Source organism: Paenibacillus sp. J22R98 (genome assembly GCF_059383835.1).
The window spans coordinates 313,279-332,622 of record NZ_JBXENW010000001.1; the positions used below are offsets into that span (position 1 = coordinate 313,279).

Sequence of the window (19,344 nt, forward strand, 5' to 3'; positions counted from 1 at the left end):
AGCTGCCCCAAAGTGCAAGATGACTTTTGGGGCAGCTTTTGTTTATATCATTTGATCAATGATACTTTCTTATTACAGACAGCCGCCAATTCGCGGTTAAGCCAAACAGCAGCATCAAACAGCCGACTACGAGCATAATGGCTCCGGAACCATACAGATCTGCGTAATACGAGGAAAGAACAAGACCCAAGGAAGGCGCTACACCCGTTAATGAGCCCAATGTGCCAAACATGCGACCCTGCAGCTCCTCAGCCACTTCTACGCGCAGCATGATGTTAATGAGCAAAGTACAGAAGGAAAACATAAATCCAATCAACACGATAAGTGGAATTGCAGCCGCTGCGCATTCTGTTCTTGCAAGCAGCATGTAGAGTGGACCGAGCAGCATGAGATTGATCATAATCCATTTCCCACGATGCCGCATACGGCTGCCGAGCAGCACAATCAGGCCAGAGCCGGCCATATAGCCGATCGGGATACAGGCTTCAATAAGACCGAATTCAATAGGAGAAGCATGCCATACTTTAACGGCCATCACTTGTGTCAGCATGAAAGCAGTCATGAAGAATAGCAGCAAGCTTGGAATGAGAATCATAACCGACTTTGCGAAAGGATTGCTGCGTACGCTGCGCATGCCGTCCATAAAAGCTTCTTTGAACGTCGAGCTTGACTTGTTCATCATCGAATTATTCGGAACCGATGTGGCGGTCAGTGAACCGGCACTCCACACGAGCAAGAACGAAGCCAAATACATCAGAGCGTCAATGATTATAGCCCAAGCCCCGCCGAAAGCCGCTACGAATATTCCACCTACTGCAAAGCCGACTGTTCGAGCGATGTTGTCCGAAATATTCATAAAGCCTACTGCGCGCTGGATATGAGCCTTTCCAACGATAGGTGTGATGGAGGCTTGCAAGGCGGGGGATTGAAATAATCCCAGGATGGTAACAAGTGCAGATAAGACAGCTATGATGGCAAAAGGCGTATGAGACAATCCGACACAGAGAGCGATGAGCAGCACGACTACAAAGCGCAGCAGATCAGCGACTAGAATGACAGTCCGCCTGTTCAGACGATCGGTGACGGTGCCGGCTACCGTTCCAAGCAAAGCGCTGAGCACAAGATTGGTCACCATCATGACGGTCATCAGCTTAGCGCTGCCGGTAACGCTGAGTACCCACAGGTTAATCGCGATGCTGTGGAAGGAGTTGCCGAATATCGATAAGGTATAGGCGGTAAAGAGATGAATGAATGGAATATTGCGGGATAAAGCCGTCGATGTTGACTGTTGAGATGGTTTTGAAGCTTCAATCGGAATGGACATAGGTTGAGGAATACCTCCTTATGATGGGCAACTTAATCGTTTAAGTAAATCGCAAAAAAATTTCTATCGCACGGAAACACGAAAAATAGTTTGTTCTTCATGCGTCGTTATTTCACGCTTTGAAAGCAGCATAGTCATGACTGAATAAGCAAGCTCTGCCTTGCTGCTGAAGGTAATGGGAATGATGTCGTTTCTTAGCATTTCCGGGCAACCGCATGTGCAAATAACGGCAAGTTTCTCCATGATCCCCTTATTACAGATTTGATTCGCGGCGAATTCATTCATGACGATCGCCTGTCGATATGGCAGCCCAGCAAGAAGCAGCGCATCAAGTTCATTCAAATTTCCATATGTGTAAGTTGGAATTTGAAGGGCAGTCGCACAATCCTCGATGAAGTTCATATAACCGGAATTATTACTTTTCCCAATCAATAAACAATGTGGAGCATCAAGCGCTTCAGAAGCCTTAATCAGCGCAGCTTCATGATCATAGGTAACCTGCTTAAACAAGTTATCCGGAATCAGACTGTCAATAAGAATCAGAGGGACGCCCATCCCGAAATTCCCGGATACCGTATAGAAAATATCGTCCATCACATCGAGCAGAAACACGACGTCGAGCTTTCTTTCCGTAATGACATTCAGGGAAGCGGGATCTGTCCCGTCAAATGTAAGCATGATCATATGGTAGCCTGCAGCAGTGAGGAGGTGCTCCAGTTCGCTGATGAAAGCCAACTGTTCGAAGGAAGCTCGCGGCGTAAGGGGCTTGCTATCGCTCTTGTTGATAAGTACACCGGCTAAGCCTGTTTTGTTCTTGATCAGCGAGCGGGCGGCTAAATTCGGCACATACCCAATTTCCTTAGCGATTTGCAGCACTTTCATCCGAGTGGATTCCGGTATGGACTGATTGTTGGCTTTATTGATAATATAACTGACGGTTGCAACGGAGACGCCGGCTTGCACCGCAATATCCTTCATCGTAACTTTACGCATAAGTCCGAATCATCTCACTTTCATTGGGGGACTGTCGCCTTAACTCGTGTTCAAGTAGTAGAATATCATATTCTACGCTTAACTTAAACGATTAAGTAAAAATCTCATAGCAGCATAAAAAAAGCATCTCCGATCATGAAGATCAGAGATGCCGCAACACGTATAATCAAACTTACTTGTTCACAATATCAATCGTTCCGCCGCCCAGACATACATCGCCGTCGTAGAAGACTACGGCTTGCCCAGGTGTAATGGCTTTCTGCGGTTTCTCGAACACGACATCGCCTGTTGTGCCATCTTCGTGCAGCGTCAATGTGACGGCTTGATCGGCCTGCCTGTACCGGAATTTCGCTGTAACCGTTATGGGTCCTTCCGGAATAACCGGAGAGATCCAGTTAATTCCGGTTGCAATCAAGCTCTTGGAATACAAACTTGCATGCTGGTCACCTTGCACGACATACAGAATGTTCTCTTTGAGATCCTTGTCCGCTACGAACCAGGGTTCGCCGTTGCCGGAGCCGCCGATTCCAAGGCCTTGCCGCTGCCCGAGCGTGTAATACATCAGGCCATCGTGACGGCCTTTCGTTTCGCCTGATTCAATATCAATCATCGGACCTGGCTGAGCAGGCAAGTAGCCGCTTAGGAACTCCTTGAAATTGCGTTCGCCGATAAAACAGACGCCTGTGCTGTCTTTCTTCTTAGCCGTATGAAGACCGAATTCCTCGGCGATTCTTCTTACTTCGGGCTTCGGAAGATGACCGATGGGAAACATGGCTTTCGCCAGCTGATCTTGACGAAGCGCGTGCAGGAAGTAGGTTTGATCCTTGTTGGAATCTACGCCTCTGAGCAGCTTAGCTTCCCCGTCAGCTGTTCGTTCCAACCGCGCGTAATGGCCGGTTGCCAAGTAATCGGCGCCAAGCTCAATCGCTTTCTGCAGGAAGTCGCCGAATTTAATTTCGCGATTGCACATAACATCCGGGTTTGGCGTACGACCGTTACGATATTCATCGAGGAAATAAGCAAACACCTTATCGAAATAGGCTTTCTCGAAATTAACCGTATAATAAGGAATGCCGATTTGATCGCAGACGCGGCGAACATCTTCCGCATCTTCTTCAGCCGTGCAATGGCCGAACTCGTCGGTATCATCCCAGTTTTTCATGAAAATGCCGATGACATCATAGCCCTGCTGCTTGAGCAGCAATGCAGTAACGGACGAATCCACACCGCCGGACATGCCTACAACGACTCGAATAGAAGAATTGCTCATCTTAAATACCACCGCCTTGATAGTTCAAAGCCGTTCCGGAGAAGCATTTTCGCCGTACGACCGATTCAATTCATCTATTGTAGCATAGATTGCGCATGATTTTCATGAAAGTGTCATGGTTTTTCAACAAATTATGTTTCCGATATGTTAACATAGATATGATATGGGAATACCATGAATTGTAATCCATGATCGCTCCAGCCTTTAAATACGATATAGTTTAGCCCGGGAAGAGGTGTCGCAGTTGAAAATTTCAACCAAAGGCCGGTACGGTCTAACCATTATGATGGAGCTTGCAGGTAAGTTCGGAGAAGGTCCAACATCATTGAAGAGCATCGCAGAGCGGAATCATCTTTCAGAGCACTACCTCGAGCAGCTTATTGCACCACTGCGCAATGCGGGTCTGGTGAAGAGTATTCGCGGCGCTTACGGCGGATACATTTTGTCGAAGGAACCGCAGGAAATTACGTCCGGCGATGTCATTCGTATTTTGGAAGGGCCCATTTCACCTGTCGATTTCACGGAAGAGGATGACCCTGCTAAGCGGAATTTGTGGCTCAGAATCCGCGATAGCATTGCCGAAGTGCTTGATTCGACAACGCTCGCCGATCTCGTGACATATAAAGAAGAGGAGCCTCAGGACTCCTACATGTTCTATATTTAAGGATGATTGTATAATGGAACGAATTTACTATGATCATGCAGCAACTTCACCTATGCATCCCGAGGCAGCGAAAGCGATGCTTGAAGTTATGACCGGTATTTACGGTAATGCTTCGAGCACGCATAGCTTCGGTCGTGGGGCAAGACAGCTCGTGAACCGTTCGCGCGATATAATAGCGCACGGCATCGGCTGTACGGCCGGCGAGCTAGTCTTTACCAGCGGTGGAACAGAAAGTGATAATACAGCGCTTATTGGCGCTGCCAGAGCTGCCCGCAAACAAGGCAAGTCCCATATCATTACGTCCGCAACGGAACATCAGGCAGTGCTCCAAACTTGCAAAGCGTTACAGCGCGAAGGTTTTCGCGTGACGATTCTGCCGGTGGACGAGCAAGGCCTAGTACACGTCTCTGACGTAGAACAAGCTATCGAAGCGGATACAGCGCTAATTAGCGTCATGTATGTAAACAATGAGACCGGAACGATTCAACCGATTGCAGAGATCGGTGAACTCGCCCGGTCTCGTGGCGTGCTTGTACATGTCGATGCGGTACAAGCGTTAGGAATTATTCCGATCGATTTGCGTCAGCTTCCGGTCGACTTGATGAGCTTCTCAGCTCATAAGATTAACGGGCCTCAAGGTATTGGTGCTCTATATATCCGCAAAGGCACGGCTGTGGAACCGTTGCTCAGCGGCGGCTCGCAAGAGCGCAAACGGCGTGCGGGTACTGAAAACATCGCAGGTATCGTTGGATTCGGCAAAGCGTTTGAACTTTCTGTGAATTCGATGGCAGAACGGAAACTTTTCTTAGACAAGCTTCGTTATACATGGATAGAACGGCTGCGCGAGATTGCAGGGACAGACCGACTTATCATCAACAGTCCTGCTGAACACTATGCTCCTCACATTCTGAATGTGAGCTTTATAGGAGTAAGCACGGAGTCGATGCTGATGAATCTGGATTTAGCCGGAATTGCGGCATCCGGTGGGTCTGCTTGTACATCAGGAGCCATCGAACCCTCGTATGTGCTCATAGCAATGAAGGTTTCGCAAGAAAGACTAGCTTCCGCTGTACGTTTCAGCTTTGGTTTGGGGAATACTATGGAGGAACTCGAACTGGCCGCCAAGAAAGTTGCAACTTTTATGGAGCGCGTTCGTACTAATGCCTAGGAGGCTCTGCCATCGATGTTGCGTTTACAGCATTTGATTGGTCTTCCTGTCATCGAAATGAGTGCCGGCAAGCAAGTCGGACATGTGAAAGATGCATGGTTTGACGAGCATTGGCAGCTTGGCGGAATCATATTGGACGCCGGCAGACGGTTTCTGACTGCGATGAAATCAGTGATCTGGAAGGAAGTTATGGTTTGCGGTGAGGATGCGGTCATTATTATGAATGAAGCGTCCGTACGGAAGTCGAAACAAGCCGATATTCAGCGCTCTTTTCATACCGGATCGATCCGATTGAAGGATTTACCCGTCATAACGGTGGATGGAGAACAACTTGGTCGTGTATCTGATGTTTATTTTGACGAGATACAGGGTACACAAATAGTAGGATATGAGCTGACTGACGGATTTATCGCGGATATTATGGAAGGCCGCAAGTGGCTTCCTGCTCCACGGCAAGCTGATGAGGTTATGCTTGGCGAGAATGTAATAATAGTACCGGCCGGAAGTGAGGCTTTTCTCTCACCGGTCGCAGTTTCTGAGTCGGATATAGGGAGAAATGAATTATGAAATGCCCAAATTGTAGTTCGAAGGATATCGGAAAGATCGGATCACACCAGTATTACTGCTGGGGCTGCTTCATTGAATTGACGGTTAACGGTGACAAAATGTCGGTCTATCAAGTAGAAGAAGACGGCACATTGAGCTCACTTGATGATTTGTTTTTTGAAGACGAAATGCCGCAGGTTCATGCGAACTAAGCGGAATTTAGTGGAAGAGGCGACCTTGCTCAAGGTCGCCTTTTTTGTGTTCACGGCGATGCCGAACAATCGGAAGGATGATTTGAACAACTTGTACATATACTGACAGTAAAGGGTATCGCGAGTCGAGGGGGAGTGAAGCCGTGGAACGGTTTACGAACAACCGTCTGTTTGCATGGCTTGTCTATCTCATATTGGGGCTGACGGCTCTATATCTATTGCTGCTGTTAAAACCGATCATCATCCACATTTACGTTTTTTTGCGCGCGGTTCTGGCACCGTTTCTGATTGCGATGATTATATCGTATGTACTCAATCCGATAGTCAGCCTTCTGAATGAACGCAAGGTGCCGCGCACGATCGCGGTGCTGCTTATTTATGCCGTTTTCTGCGCGTCGCTTACGGTCGTGCTTGTGAACGCTATTCCGATGTTTTTGGATCAGCTCAAGGAACTGAACCGGCATATGCCGGACATCACCATGCAGGCTAGGAGTATGGTCAACGACCTGAACAACTCGTCCTTTCTCCCGGAGAGCATCCGATCCGGAATAGAGAAGTCGCTCTATAAGCTGGAGAAACAGGGCTCCGATGCCATATTTGCGTTTATCAACAACATTGGTGAAATGATTAACGTGATCTTCATTGCGTTTATTATCCCGTTCCTCGCTTTCTACATCTTAAAGGATTTCGAGGTGTTTGAACGAACGCTGCTCACCTATGTACCTAAATCGCATCGTAAGCATGCCGTTCGATTGCTCAAGGATATCGATCATGCGCTTGGCAGCTATATTCGGGGGCAGTTCCTCGTCTGTGTTATTGTCGGTACGCTGGCTTATGTTGGCTACTTGATTATCGGCATTCCGTATCCGCTCCTTCTGGCGAGCGTTGTCGCGGTGACGAACATCATTCCGTATTTGGGCCCGTTCTTCGGCGCAGCACCTGCGCTTATTGTGGCTTCTACCGTTTCGATCAAAATGATGCTGCTGGTTGCGGTCGTGAACTCCGTCTGCCAAATTCTCGAGGGGAACATCATTTCGCCGCAAGTGGTCGGAAGAACGCTGCATATGCATCCGTTATCCATCATTTTTGCCCTGCTGGTTGGCGGGGAGCTGGCAGGCATTGTAGGCATGATATTGGCTGTGCCGATCTTTGCCGCGGTGAAGGTTATCGTGCAGCATATCTTCGCCTATTATGTTAGGCGAAAGACGATTTGACAGACCATGCCAAAAGTCGCTATACTTATGACAATTACGCCTGACTATCAATAAAAACGTTGATGAAACCGTAGTAGGTCATAGACCGCCAAGCAGAGAAAGAATTCCTTCGCGCATGCCGATTGGGCTTCGCGTTGGCTGAGAGAATTCTAGGGGTGAAGGATGACTGAAGGCTGGTTTCGGAGTGTGAATGAACTTCACCGGATCAGACCCGTTAACGTCTGTCTAAGGAGATCGTTTGTGCCTGCTCATCGTGAGCGGCTGGGGCGATAACCAGGGTGGTACCGCGAATGATTCGTCCCTGTTTTTTAGGGGCGTTTTTTTGTTTTTATTTTAAAATTGGAGGCTGAACCGTGATGAAAGCAAGTGAAATCCGTTCTAAGTGGCTCGCATTTTTTGAGAGCAAAGGGCACAAGATTGAGCCCAGCGCTTCATTAGTTCCTCATAATGACCCTTCATTGCTATGGATTAACGCAGGGATGGCACCGCTGAAGTCTTATTTTGACGGTCGCGTTATTCCTGACAATCCGCGGATTACGAACTCGCAGAAGTGTATCCGTACAAATGATATTGAGAATGTCGGTAAGACGCGCCGTCACCAAACGATGTTTGAAATGCTGGGCAACTTCTCCATCGGCGATTACTTCAAAGAAGAAGCGATTACTTGGGCTTGGGAGTTTCTGACCAGCAAAGAGTGGATCGGCTTCGATCCGGAACGTCTGTCCGTCACGGTTTATCCTGAAGATGAAGAAGCCTTCCGTTTCTGGAATGAGAAAATCGGACTTCCGGAGAAGCGCATCTACCGTTTGCAGGATAACTTCTGGGACATCGGCGAAGGCCCTTGCGGTCCTTGTACCGAGATTTTCTATGACCGCGGCGAAGCTTTCGGCGATCTGAATGATCCGGAATGCTGGCCAGGTGGAGAAAACGAACGTTTCCTGGAAGTATGGAACCTTGTATTTTCGCAATATAATCATAATAAAGACGGCAGCTATACTCCGCTTCCGAATAAAAACATCGATACAGGCGCTGGTCTGGAGCGTATCACTTCGATTCTGCAAAATGTAGACTCCAACTTCGACACGGATCTGTTCCGCCCGATTATCGATCGGACCAGCCAAATCGCAAACGTAACGTACCATGCGAATGCGGACACGGACATCGCGCTGAAAGTGATTGCCGATCATATCCGTACCGTGGCGTTTGCTGTTGGCGATGGCGTCATGCCTTCCAACGAAGGTCGGGGCTATGTCATCCGCCGTTTGCTTCGCCGCGCAGTGCGTTACGGCAAAACACTCGGTGTGGATCGTCCGTTCCTGTATGATCTGGTGAAAGTCGTTGGCGACATTATGGGCGGCCACTATCCGGAGGTTGTGGAGAAACGCGAGTTTATCGAGAAGGTTATCCGTACAGAGGAAGAACGTTTCCACGAAACGCTTTCTGACGGTTTGGCACTTCTGGGTGAGCTTGTGAAGACGGCAAAGGCTGGCGGTCAAACGCTGATCAGCGGTCCCGATGCGTTTAAGCTATACGACACGTATGGCTTCCCGTTCGATTTGACCGAAGATTACGCGGCTGAGCACGGCATGACTGTTGACCGTGACGGCTTCGACGCTTCGATGGAAGAGCAGCGTACACGCGCACGTGCAGCTCGTCAGGACACTGGCGGTATGAATGTGCAAGGCGGGCCGCTTGCTGATTTCACCGTGAAATCGGAATTTGTGGGCTATCAGGATCTGACGCTGGAAGGCGCGAAGGTAATTGCGATCGTTAATGGCGATGCTCTCGTAGACTCAGCGGTTGAAGGCAGCCATGTGCTTGTTATCCTGGATCGTACGACGTTCTATGCAGAGAGCGGCGGTCAAGTGGGGGATAGCGGTACGATTACAGGCAACGGGTTCACGCTGACGGTTGAGAATGTGACAAAAGCTCCGCATGGCCAGTCGGTGCATCATGCCGTTGTCGCAAGCGGTACCGTATCGGTAGGCGATCAAGTTCAAGCGGCTGTTTCCACGCAAACGCGCGAGGATACGATTAAGAACCATACGGCAACGCATTTGCTGCACCGTGCGCTCAAAGATGTGCTCGGCGAGCATGTTAATCAAGCGGGCTCCCTTGTTGAACCGGATCGCCTTCGTTTTGACTTCTCGCACTTTGGCAGCATCAGTCAAGAGGAGCTTACGGAAATCGAACGCCGCGTCAATCAACAAATTTGGCTGGGCACGACGCTCCAAATCGACTACAAATCGCTTGCAGAAGCAAAAGAGATGGGCGCTATGGCACTCTTCGGCGAGAAATACGGCGATGTTGTGCGTGTCGTTCGCGTAGGCGATTACAGCCTGGAGCTATGCGGTGGCTGCCATGTGACCAGCACAGCGCAAATCGGCTTGTTCAAGCTGGTGAGCGAGAGCGGTATCGGTTCAGGTGTTCGTCGTATTGAAGCTGTAACAGGCCGTAATGCGTACCTGTACATGGAAAGCCAGCTGGATCTGTTGAAGCAAGCAGCTGCACAGTTGAAGTCGAACCTTGCGGATGTGCCAAAACGCATCGAAGCGCTGCACGGTCAAGTGAAAGAGCTGACTCGCGACAATGAATCGCTGCAAGGCAAGCTGAGCCGTATCGAAGCGGGTTCCCTGGAATCGAAAGCGAAGGTAGTGGGCGACGTCACTCTGCTGGCTGCAGAGGTTAATGCTCCTTCGATGGATGCACTCCGCGGTATCGTGGATGAGCTGAAAACGAAGCTGGGCAATGCGGTAATCGTGCTTGGTGCGGTTGCAGACGACAAGGTAAACCTTGTTGTAGCCGTTTCACCGGAGCTCGTGAAAAAAGGCTTCCACGCCGGCAAAATCATCAAAGAAGCAGCTGCAGCATGCGGCGGCGGCGGCGGCGGACGCCCGGATATGGCCCAAGCCGGGGGCAAAGAGCCATCTAAATTGGGTGAAGCGCTCCAAATTGCCGAAGAACTGGTTCTATCACAAACAAATGTGATATGATAAGAGTATTAAACGGCTGTTAAGCGGCTTGGAAAGTGAGGTGCTGGCGATGAATTCGATGGACAAGACAATGAAATTCGACGTGAAGGCGGAAGGGCTTCAAGCTTCCTCGAGGGAAATTATGCTGTCTGTATACGATGCGTTGCTCGAGAAGGACTATAACCCGATTAACCAGATCGTGGGTTATCTATTGTCCGGAGATCCCGCATACATTCCACGGCATAACAATGCTAGAAGTTTAATTCGCAGGAAAGAGCGAGACGAGCTTATTGAAGAACTTGTCCGTTCCTACCTGAGTCAGCACAGCAAATAATTACCTTCAAGGAAATGAGGCAATCTGTCGTATGCGTCTTATGGGATTGGATTACGGTGACCGCAGAATCGGCGTTGCCGTCAGTGATGCATTCCGCTGGACCGCGCAAGGTTTAGGCGTCGTTGAGAAACGCCGCGATAACAGCGAAGACGAAGTCATTGCCAAGCTTATGGTTGAACACGAAGTATCCGAGATCGTAGTCGGTTTACCGAAGAACATGAATGGCACCATCGGGCCGCGTGGCGAAATTTGCATCGCATTCGCACAACATTTACAGCAAAAGCTAAATGTACCCGTACACCTTTGGGACGAACGGCTCACGACCGTTGCCGCAGAGCGCACATTGCTCGAGGCAGACGTTAGCCGTAAGAAGCGAAAGTTAGTGGTGGACAAAATGGCGGCAGCGCTAATTTTGCAAAATTATCTCGATTCTAAAACGAAAAGGTGAGGGTAACGATGACAAAGGACAACATGCAGTTTGAAGAGCCGGAAATCATCTACATTCCGGATGAAGACGGCAACGAAGAAGAATTCGAGGTAGTCATGAAGTTCGAGGTAGACGGCTCTGATCAGAAATATATGATGGTGGTTCCGCTCAACGTGGATTCCGAAGACGAGCAAGACGAAGACTCCGATGAAGTCTACGCTTTCCGTTATGAGGAAGATGGCGATGATTTGAAACTGTATACCATTGAAGATGAAGAAGAGTGGAACATGGTTGAAGAAACGTTCAACACCCTTCTTGCTGAAATTGACGATAACGACTAGGATTGGGGTCCATGGGATCCATTTAGTGCCATAGTCGAAGGGAGCTTAACGCACGTGTCTGATGTAAAACGTATTTCCGTTCTGAAGGACATCTACGGTACGGAAGTGGACCTGATTGGAGAAGAAGGCGCTACGGAACCATTCCAAATTATCGCCGAATTCCAAATGGGAGACCACTCCTACGCAGGATTGCAATCGCATGACATGCAGAAAGAAGACGAAATCGCATTCTTCCGCATTACGTTCAAGGAAGGCGCCGACCCGGAGCTGGAATCCATTGAAAGCGATGAAGAGTGGGAGCTTGTTTCTGAAGCTTATGACGATTTGCTGTTCGAAGGCGAAGATCAGCCTTAACATGCACCTCTAGCTTTAAACAGGGCAGCAAGGGCCCGGTTTTACTTATAGGAGTTCGGAAGGGGCGGCGCCGACCGCCCTTTTTCCGCGCTGATATAGAAATGGAGGATAGGTCGCTTGAGAAGAGCAGAGCATCAGATTGCAGAAGATTCACCGGATGAAGGAGCCATGCGGCCCTCCGGACCAAGACGCGGACGCATTACATTCTGGGTGATCGTATCGATACTCAGCTTTATGCTTATTACCGCGGGAAGTCTTTATCTCTACATCTGGAATGGCTTACGGCCTGCACCGGCAGGCGATGTAGTTCAAGTGGAGCTGAAGAAAGGGACATCTCCATTTCGATTTGCTGAAGTGCTCGAAGATCAAGGGATTATTCGCAATGCTTTTATTTTTAAATATTACTTGCGTTTGAAGGATGAAGGACCGCGGTTTCAAGCCGGTGTGTACGAGCTGTCACCGGGGATGGACAAGGATGCCATTATTGCAAAATTGAATGCCGGAGAGACGTTAAAGGTAGAAACAATGCGTTTCACCATTCCGGAAGGGTTTACGGTTGAGCAAATAGCGGAAACACTAGATAAAGCAGGCTATGCGAAGAAAGCGGATTTCATGGCGCTTGCAGATAAGGACCAAGTATGGAGCGACGTGGATGCCGTGAAGAGCATTCCGAAGAATCCGGACCTTCGCCATCGGCTAGAAGGATATATGTTCCCGGACACGTATGAGCTTGTGAAAGCAAGCAAGCCGGAGGATATCATCAAACGTCTGCTGCAAGAGCTGGATCATAAGCTGGATACGCTCCCTGAGAATTGGGAGGATTCGCTTGCTGCCAATAAGGTTGATTTTCATGGCATGATGACGATTGCCTCGCTTGTGGAGCGTGAAGTTGTCGTGGATGAAGAACGTCCAATTGTTGCTGGCATTATCTACAACCGACTGAAGAAAGGCATGCCGCTTCAGATTGATGCGACCGTGCAATACTTACTTGATAAACAGAAAGAACGGCTGCTTGTAGACGATTTGCAAGTGGACAGCCCCTACAATACGTACAAAGTTAATGGTCTCCCTCCAGGGCCAATCGCATCTCCGAGCTTGAAATCGATCGAAGCTGCGCTTTTCCCGAAAGAGACGGAATACTATTTCTATGTGACGAAGAAAGACGGCAGCCACGAGCATCTGTTTGCGGAAACGCTCAAGGAGCATAACCGCAACATCGAGAAGAGCAATCAAACGGCTGGACAATAGGAGGATTTACAATGGCAACAAAACCGGAGCTGCTCGTTGATGCGGGTTCTCTTGCGGATATGGAGCGGCTCATTGCTGCAGGTGCGGATGCATTTATACTTGGCGAATCCCGCTATGGGATGCGTCTGCCAGGAGAATTTGACCTAGCCCTGATGGCAGAAGCAGTGAAACTGGCACATTCGCATCAAGTTTCCATATATGCAGCGGTCAACAACTTGATGGATAACGAAACCGTTGATTCTTTGCCTGGCTACATTCGTGGTTTGGCTGAAGCGGGTGTAGACGGATTAGTATTCGGCGATCCTGCAGTACTGATGACTGCGCGCGTTGAAGCACCGAACATGAAGCTGCACTGGAATGCGGAGATGACCTCCACGAACTACGCGACAGCGAATTATTGGGGACGCCGCGGTGCAACAAGGTTCGTTCTGGCGCGTGAGCTGAACATGGACCAAGTCATCGATGTGAAATCCAATACTACGCTTGAAGTACAGGTGCAGGTGCACGGTTTGACTAACATTTATCATTCTAAGCGTCCGCTTGTTCAAAATTATTTCCAGCATCAGACGAAGGATGGGGAAACGATTGAGGTTCCGGTTCATGGCAAGCGGGAAGATGGCTTGTATTTAGTGGAAACCGAACGTCCCGATGAACGTTTCCCGATCTACGAAGATGCTGGCGGAACCCATATTATGAGCTCTGATGATCTGTGCATGATCGAGAACTTACATGAACTTATGGAAGTTAATATCGATAGCTTTCGGATTGAAGGACTGTTAAAATCAATTGAGTACAATGAGACGGTCGTTAAAGCGTATCGTGCTGCAATTGATGCCTATTGTGAGGATCCGGAAGGTTATGCCTTCAACGAAGAATGGTTGGATAGCATTGTGAAAGTACAGGATCCGTCCCGTGAGCTTTCGTACGGATTTTTCTATAAGGAACAAGTATATTAAACGTCACCCATGGAAGTTGTGGAGGTGAAGCAGGTGACCACAAAAACATCCCCCCGCTTTACGGGGAAGAGAAATCGTCTAGATAAACCGGAGCTGCTTGCCCCGGCAGGTAATTTGGAGAAACTTAAGTTTGCCGTACATTACGGCGCAGATGCGGTATACATCGGCGGTCAGAAATACGGCCTTCGTTCCAATGCCGATAATTTCACCTTTGCTGAGATGAAGGAAGGCGTTGAGTTTGCGGCGCGTTATGGCGCGAAAGTGTTTGTTGCAACCAATATTTATGCCCATAACGAAGATATTAGCGGTCTGGAAGAGTACTTGCGTGAGCTCGAAGCTGCCGGTATTGCTGCGATCATTGCTGCCGATCCGATCATTATCGAAACAGCACAGCGAGTAGCGCCTAAACTCGAGGTTCATTTGAGCACGCAGCAGTCGACGCTGAATTGGCAAGCTGTTCAGTTCTGGAAAGAAGAGGGGTTACCGCGTGTCGTGTTAGGCCGCGAGACGAGCCTCGAAGAAATTTCGCAAATTAAAGCGCATGTCGACATCGAGATCGAAGCGTTCATTCATGGCGCAATGTGTTCTTCTTTCTCGGGGCGCTGCGTACTTTCAAACCATTTCACGGACCGGGATTCCAATCGCGGAGGCTGCTGTCAGTCCTGCCGATGGAAGTATGATATCTACGAAGACGACCTTCAAATGGTTGGACCTGAAGCGGATAAATTCACGATGGGCTCCAAAGACTTATGTATGATCGAGCACATTCCGGACTTAATCGAGGTTGGCGTGGACAGCTTCAAGATTGAAGGACGGATGAAGAGTTTGCATTACGTTGCTACAGTCGTGAATGCTTATCGTCAAGCGATCGATTCATATATGGCAGATCCGGACAATTACGAGCTGAAGCAAGTGTGGCTGGATGACATTCAGAAAGCAGCGAATCGTCCGGTTAATACAGGTTTCTTCTACGATACGCCGGGACCTGAAGACCATATTTATGGACCTGAAGATAAGGCTGCACCTTACGACTTCGCTGGCGTTGTTATTTCGTATGACGAGGCAACAGGACTTGCGGTTGTTCAGCAGCGAAATCATTTCAAACCGGGTCAAGAAGTGGAATTCTTCGGACCGAACGGTACCTTCTTCAAACAAGCCGTTGGCCCAATTATGGACGAGAGCGGCAATGCACTTGATGCAGCCAGACATCCGTTGCAGCACATCGTGCTGAAGACGGAGCATCCGGTGAAACCGATGGACATGATGCGCAAACGAGTTCGTTAATAAGCATTTGGACCCAAATAATCCTAATCGATCGATCGATTAGGATTATTTTTTTTTTGAGAAAATATTCCCTATTTCCCTAACAATACGGAGATATGAAGCCGATATTAAGAATAATGCGTGTATTTTGTCGATAATTGGATTTGCGTGACGTAGGCATTTAGCAGCTAGTGTAAGTCAACAGACACATACCCACACGAACGCACCAGCTCCACACACGGAAAACTATCCTCAGATTAGGTGGTGTCATGAAGTGAAATTGAAGTTGAATTTGAAGAAAGAAAAGATGAAAACGCAAACAGAAGGTGAAAGTAACGGGGCGAATGTGAAAGCTTTATATTCTTCCTCCATAAATGGGATCAAGAATGTAAAGCTGACGAATCCGATTAAGTCTGTTGGACTTATGTTATTCCTTATTATTTTCAGCGCGATTCTCGTTTGCGTACTGGTAGTCGGACTGTTCTCCTACTCGACCTCGAAGAGCATCATCAAGAATAAAGTAGCGGATTCCAGCGCGGTGGCAATTGCTCAATCCAAGGGTAAGCTTGATTTAATGTTTAAGAACTATGAAGCTTTGTCGATGCAGATTCTGCTCGATAAGATTGTTCAAGACAATTTGTTGAAGTATGAACAAACCACGGACGACTATGAGCGTTTCGATGTGATGAAGAAGCTTAGTGATTCTATTCAATCTTACATACTCGGCAACTCGACGATTGTTGGTGCGGCAATCATCCCAATCGGAAGTGATGCGGCTTCGGTAACGGTTGGTTCATCCAGTATCAGTACGGAAGATGCGAAAGATACGGAATGGATGAAGACGATTGTAGATGGCGGCGGTAAATTGATGTGGCTTCCTGCTCAAGTGAAAGGGTACAGCGGCAGTGCATCAGAGCCAACGATTGCGATGGGCCGTGTGATGAAGAACACGGTAACGAATGAAGGCAAATTTATTATGATCGTTGAGATCTATTTGAAAGAGTTCTCTAAGCAGCTAGAGGATCTTAAGATCGGCGATAATAGCGATGTCACGATTGTCGATAGCGAGAATAAATTGGTTTACAGCAAAGATCTAGCGCAAATCGGACAACCGTCCCCGATTGCGATTTCAGCGAAACAGAAATCCGGATCTACTACACAAGAAATCGCAAGTGGAGAAGTACTTGCTATGTATAATCAATTCGCAACGGTAGACTGGAAGTTGGTTGGATCGGTTCCGGTAGCTGAGCTTGTGAAGGATGCATTGAAGATCCGGAATGCCACTTATATTATTGCAGGTATCGCTGCATTGTTAGCGATTGGTATCGGTTTGCTCGTAATTCGCATGGTTGCTATTCCGCTCGTTAGTTTGCGCAACCTGATGAACGAAGGCGAACGTGGTAACTTGACTGTTCGTTCGACGATCAATAAGAAGGATGAAATCGGTCAGCTGGCACAAAGCTTCAACCAGATGATGACCCAAATTACCGTGCTTGTCGCCCAGACGAACCAATCCGCACAGGATGTTCTGGCCACAGCAGGCGAGCTGTCTGACGCTTCGAAGAAAACGGCAGTATCTGCTCGTGAAATCGCAGTTGCGACCGAAGAGATTGCCAACGGTGCAACGAGCCTTGCGATGGAAGCAGAGAAAGGCAGCGACCTTACTTCGGAAATCAGTCAGCAAATGCAGCAAGTCATGACTGCGAATCAAGATATGGGCCAAGCTGCAAGCGAAGTGGAGAAAGCCAGCCGCCAAGGTACGGCATATATGAACAGCTTGATCGAGAAAACAGGTATGACAGAAGAAATGACGCGTTCGATGGTAGAGAAGGTTGACCGCCTCAAAGAAAGCACGCGCTCCATTCGTAAAATTCTTGAAGTACTCAATAATATGACGAAACAAACGAACATTTTGTCACTGAATGCAACAATTGAGGCAGCGCGTGCAGGTGCGGCCGGTAAAGGATTCATGGTCGTAGCGGACGAAATCCGTAAATTGGCGGATCAATCCCGTCAGTCCATCGATGTTGTTGGCCAAATTACAGAAACGATCCAAAAGGAAATCGACGAAACGGTACATGTTTTGTCTGATGCTTATCCGATTTTCCAAGAGCAAATTCAGTCGGTTAAAGAAGCGAATCAAATTTTCTTGACCGTTCAAGGTCAAATGGGCGATTTCGTTGGCAGCCTAAGCTCGGTAACAGATTCCATTAGCATGTTGGAGCGCTCGCAAGTGGTTCTCTCCGAAGCAATGGGCAATGTCAGCGCAGTTGCTGAAGAATCATCCGCTACTTCCGAGGAAGTGGCATCGCTGAGCAATGAGCAAAACAGCATCAGTGAGGGACTTGTTCGACTATCCGATAAACTTGAGACGGTATCAACAGGCCTTAAAGAAACGCTTAGCCGTTTCCGCACCTAAGGAATGAAAAAGCTGACACCGAGCATTCGATGTCAGCTTTTTCATTTACACTGGCACAACGAGAAAGAGGCGGGGGGACTTGATCCCCCGCCTCTTTACGATTTCAACATATTAATTAATCTCGGCTCTGCGTAAAGATCATAATGTACTTGATCAGCTCGAGCAGCGAAATCAACGCTGCTGCGACATAAGTCAGTGCTGCGGCATTAAGGACTTTCGCTACACCGCGTTCTTCCTCGTTTGTAATAAAACCTTCGGAGATCATAATTTCACGTGCTCGACTGCTTGCATTGAACTCTACAGGCAAAGTAACGAGCTGGAATGCTACTGCACAGGAGAAGAACAAGATACCAAGTCCGATCAGCCCAGTGGCTTGAAACAGGAAACCGGCGATTAGCAAGAAAGGTGCTACTCCGGAAGCAAAGTTAACGACTGGGAAAATTCTATGGCGCAATGCCAGCATCGGGTAATGTACGCTATGCTGAATCGCATGGCCGACCTCGTGACAGGCTACAGAAACGGCTGAGATTGAGTTCTCGTAGTACACGGGCTCTGACAGTCGTACAACGCGGTGTATAGGGTCGTAGTGGTCAGAGAGCGTTCCTGGCACCGGTTCAACCGGTACATCATGCAATCCGTTGCGATCGAGCATCATGCGAGCGGCCTGATAGCCTGTTAGACCGCTGTTAATTGGAACTTCCGACCAGCGGTTAAATGTGCCGCGAACTCTGAACTGTGCCCATACCGATAAAATGAAGGCGATGATGATAAGAAAATCCATTGGGTGAAAAAACATAAATAGTTCCCTCCATTAGTGTTGAAATCCTACATGAGGCCGCCTTTGTTAATAAGAAGCATCAAGGCTTCGACGCATGCGGCTGTTTGAGGCACCAGTCGTTTAAACACCTGCTTGGCCTGCTGGGGCTTCAATTGGTTCAGGACGGGTTCGATATCCTGAACTTCACGTTGCAGCTGTTCCAGATGAAGCTGGAGCTCCATTAGCCTGCCGGACACTTGATCCTCTGTCGAGACTTTGCGCCAGCCTGCCATATTTGCCTTGATTTCATCGAGCGTATATTTGTCTTTCTTCAACTGTACTATACGTTTGAGCCGATTCAAGGTTTCATCACTATAGAGACGATAATTTTTGGCTGACCGCCGTTCGGGTTCGATAAGACCCATTGATGTGTAGAAATCGATTGTACGTGGACTTACGCCGGCTAACTTGGATAATTCACCAATCCGGTGCAGCGCATGTTCGGACAATGGAATCACCTCTCTCTTTAAAACGGTTTGGGCTTCATTCTTCTAGTACCTATGATACAGAATCTATAACCATACAGTCAAACGTAATGCTTTGACGAATTTTGTTAGTAGTAAACCTAACATGAGGCTTAGCTACTAGATTGGATAATCGTAATTTATAGGAAGGATGTGACATAGGATAGGAGAAGAAATCGTTCAAAACGCGAAGGATAAGGCGGTGAAATGGCGGTTTTGATGCCTAAACTGTAAAAAAACTTAACATTCGATTCATTTGAAGAAGCGAATGTTAGATTTTTTTCGAGAAAGTGAAAAAACTGTATTGTCAAAAGTGGTACTTCTGACTATAATGACATTAAGTCTTTCCTAGCATGTC

19 protein-coding genes are annotated in these 19,344 nt (G+C 48.2%); 14 read left to right on the forward strand and 5 right to left on the reverse strand.

Annotation, left to right across the window (positions count from 1 at the left end):
• Positions 1–55: 55 nt before the first annotated feature.
• The 3 genes from AC50Y3_RS01445 to mnmA form a co-directional block, all read right to left on the reverse strand.
• Positions 56–1,324 carry an MFS transporter gene (locus AC50Y3_RS01445; protein ID WP_494817002.1) on the reverse strand — a complete coding sequence of 423 codons (1,269 nt, stop codon included), beginning with the start codon at positions 1,322–1,324 and terminating at the stop codon, positions 56–58.
• Positions 1,325–1,387: 63 nt separating this feature from the next.
• On the reverse strand, positions 1,388–2,317 hold the full coding sequence (locus AC50Y3_RS01450; RefSeq protein ID WP_494817003.1) for a LacI family DNA-binding transcriptional regulator: 930 nt from the start codon (positions 2,315–2,317) through the stop codon (positions 1,388–1,390).
• Positions 2,318–2,489: 172 nt separating this feature from the next.
• A complete protein-coding gene (gene mnmA / locus AC50Y3_RS01455) occupies positions 2,490–3,587 on the reverse strand; it encodes a tRNA 2-thiouridine(34) synthase MnmA (RefSeq protein ID WP_494817004.1) in 1,098 nt (365 codons plus the stop codon).
• Between the two features lie 244 nt (positions 3,588–3,831).
• On the opposite strand from mnmA, the gene cymR reads away from it, so the two are divergent.
• From cymR to AC50Y3_RS01525, 14 genes are all read left to right on the forward strand, one after another.
• A complete protein-coding gene (cymR, locus tag AC50Y3_RS01460; RefSeq protein WP_090983150.1) occupies positions 3,832–4,251 on the forward strand; it encodes a cysteine metabolism transcriptional regulator CymR in 420 nt (139 codons plus the stop codon).
• A gap of 13 nt (positions 4,252–4,264) precedes the next feature.
• A complete protein-coding gene (locus AC50Y3_RS01465; protein WP_494817005.1) occupies positions 4,265–5,419 on the forward strand; it encodes a cysteine desulfurase family protein in 1,155 nt (384 codons plus the stop codon).
• A gap of 15 nt (positions 5,420–5,434) precedes the next feature.
• A complete protein-coding gene (locus AC50Y3_RS01470; protein ID WP_494817006.1) occupies positions 5,435–5,986 on the forward strand; it encodes a PRC-barrel domain-containing protein in 552 nt (183 codons plus the stop codon).
• Positions 5,983–6,177 (forward strand): YrzR-like zinc ribbon domain, encoded by a 195-nt coding sequence (locus AC50Y3_RS01475; protein WP_494817007.1) that lies wholly within the window; start codon positions 5,983–5,985, stop codon positions 6,175–6,177. Before AC50Y3_RS01470 ends, AC50Y3_RS01475 begins: the two co-directional genes overlap by 4 nt.
• A 143-nt stretch (positions 6,178–6,320) precedes the next feature.
• Positions 6,321–7,391: an AI-2E family transporter gene (locus AC50Y3_RS01480; RefSeq protein WP_494817008.1), complete on the forward strand. Its 1,071-nt coding sequence runs from the start codon at positions 6,321–6,323 to the stop codon at positions 7,389–7,391.
• Positions 7,392–7,747: 356 nt separating this feature from the next.
• A complete protein-coding gene (gene alaS / locus AC50Y3_RS01485) occupies positions 7,748–10,384 on the forward strand; it encodes an alanine--tRNA ligase (RefSeq protein WP_494817765.1) in 2,637 nt (878 codons plus the stop codon).
• A gap of 49 nt (positions 10,385–10,433) precedes the next feature.
• Positions 10,434–10,697 (forward strand): IreB family regulatory phosphoprotein, encoded by a 264-nt coding sequence (locus tag AC50Y3_RS01490; RefSeq protein WP_090983162.1) that lies wholly within the window; start codon positions 10,434–10,436, stop codon positions 10,695–10,697.
• Between the two features lie 31 nt (positions 10,698–10,728).
• Complete coding sequence (gene ruvX, locus AC50Y3_RS01495) at positions 10,729–11,145, forward strand: Holliday junction resolvase RuvX (RefSeq protein WP_090983164.1); 417 nt, start codon at positions 10,729–10,731, stop codon at positions 11,143–11,145.
• An 8-nt stretch (positions 11,146–11,153) separates the two neighbouring features.
• Positions 11,154–11,465, forward strand: coding sequence for a DUF1292 domain-containing protein (locus AC50Y3_RS01500; RefSeq protein WP_090983166.1), 312 nt, complete (start codon positions 11,154–11,156; stop codon positions 11,463–11,465).
• Positions 11,466–11,519: 54 nt separating this feature from the next.
• Positions 11,520–11,819, forward strand: coding sequence for a DUF1292 domain-containing protein (locus AC50Y3_RS01505; protein WP_494817009.1), 300 nt, complete (start codon positions 11,520–11,522; stop codon positions 11,817–11,819).
• Between the two features lie 117 nt (positions 11,820–11,936).
• Positions 11,937–13,067 (forward strand): endolytic transglycosylase MltG, encoded by a 1,131-nt coding sequence (gene mltG, locus AC50Y3_RS01510; protein WP_494817010.1) that lies wholly within the window; start codon positions 11,937–11,939, stop codon positions 13,065–13,067.
• An 11-nt stretch (positions 13,068–13,078) separates the two neighbouring features.
• A complete protein-coding gene (locus AC50Y3_RS01515) occupies positions 13,079–14,023 on the forward strand; it encodes a peptidase U32 family protein (RefSeq protein WP_494817011.1) in 945 nt (314 codons plus the stop codon).
• Between the two features lie 33 nt (positions 14,024–14,056).
• A complete protein-coding gene (locus AC50Y3_RS01520) occupies positions 14,057–15,307 on the forward strand; it encodes a peptidase U32 family protein (protein WP_494817012.1) in 1,251 nt (416 codons plus the stop codon).
• 403 nt (positions 15,308–15,710) lie between these two features.
• On the forward strand, positions 15,711–17,705 hold the full coding sequence (locus tag AC50Y3_RS01525; protein ID WP_494817766.1) for a methyl-accepting chemotaxis protein: 1,995 nt from the start codon (positions 15,711–15,713) through the stop codon (positions 17,703–17,705).
• 115 nt (positions 17,706–17,820) lie between these two features.
• Here the strand turns inward: AC50Y3_RS01525 and AC50Y3_RS01530 are convergent, their stop codons facing one another.
• Positions 17,821–18,501, reverse strand: coding sequence for a zinc metallopeptidase (locus tag AC50Y3_RS01530; protein ID WP_494817013.1), 681 nt, complete (start codon positions 18,499–18,501; stop codon positions 17,821–17,823).
• Between the two features lie 29 nt (positions 18,502–18,530).
• On the reverse strand, positions 18,531–18,971 hold the full coding sequence (locus tag AC50Y3_RS01535; RefSeq protein WP_494817014.1) for a MerR family transcriptional regulator: 441 nt from the start codon (positions 18,969–18,971) through the stop codon (positions 18,531–18,533).
• Positions 18,972–19,344 lie beyond the last annotated feature (373 nt).

What these genes read in the sequence shown, in the direction of transcription:
- AC50Y3_RS01465 (WP_494817005.1), top strand. Translation starts at nt 4,265, where the DNA reads ATGGAACGAATTTACTATGATCATGCAGCAACTTCACCTATGCATCCC.
- AC50Y3_RS01525 (WP_494817766.1), top strand. Translation starts at nt 15,711, where the DNA reads ATGTTATTCCTTATTATTTTCAGCGCGATTCTCGTTTGCGTACTGGTA.
- AC50Y3_RS01490 (WP_090983162.1), top strand. Translation starts at nt 10,434, where the DNA reads ATGAATTCGATGGACAAGACAATGAAATTCGACGTGAAGGCGGAAGGG.
- AC50Y3_RS01445 (WP_494817002.1), bottom strand. Translation starts at nt 1,324, where the DNA reads ATGTCCATTCCGATTGAAGCTTCAAAACCATCTCAACAGTCAACATCG.
- AC50Y3_RS01475 (WP_494817007.1), top strand. Translation starts at nt 5,983, where the DNA reads ATGAAATGCCCAAATTGTAGTTCGAAGGATATCGGAAAGATCGGATCA.
- AC50Y3_RS01450 (WP_494817003.1), bottom strand. Translation starts at nt 2,317, where the DNA reads ATGCGTAAAGTTACGATGAAGGATATTGCGGTGCAAGCCGGCGTCTCC.
- mnmA (WP_494817004.1), bottom strand. Translation starts at nt 3,587, where the DNA reads ATGAGCAATTCTTCTATTCGAGTCGTTGTAGGCATGTCCGGCGGTGTG.
- ruvX (WP_090983164.1), top strand. Translation starts at nt 10,729, where the DNA reads ATGCGTCTTATGGGATTGGATTACGGTGACCGCAGAATCGGCGTTGCC.
- AC50Y3_RS01515 (WP_494817011.1), top strand. Translation starts at nt 13,079, where the DNA reads ATGGCAACAAAACCGGAGCTGCTCGTTGATGCGGGTTCTCTTGCGGAT.
- AC50Y3_RS01470 (WP_494817006.1), top strand. Translation starts at nt 5,435, where the DNA reads ATGTTGCGTTTACAGCATTTGATTGGTCTTCCTGTCATCGAAATGAGT.
- AC50Y3_RS01530 (WP_494817013.1), bottom strand. Translation starts at nt 18,501, where the DNA reads ATGTTTTTTCACCCAATGGATTTTCTTATCATCATCGCCTTCATTTTA.
- AC50Y3_RS01500 (WP_090983166.1), top strand. Translation starts at nt 11,154, where the DNA reads ATGACAAAGGACAACATGCAGTTTGAAGAGCCGGAAATCATCTACATT.
- alaS (WP_494817765.1), top strand. Translation starts at nt 7,748, where the DNA reads ATGAAAGCAAGTGAAATCCGTTCTAAGTGGCTCGCATTTTTTGAGAGC.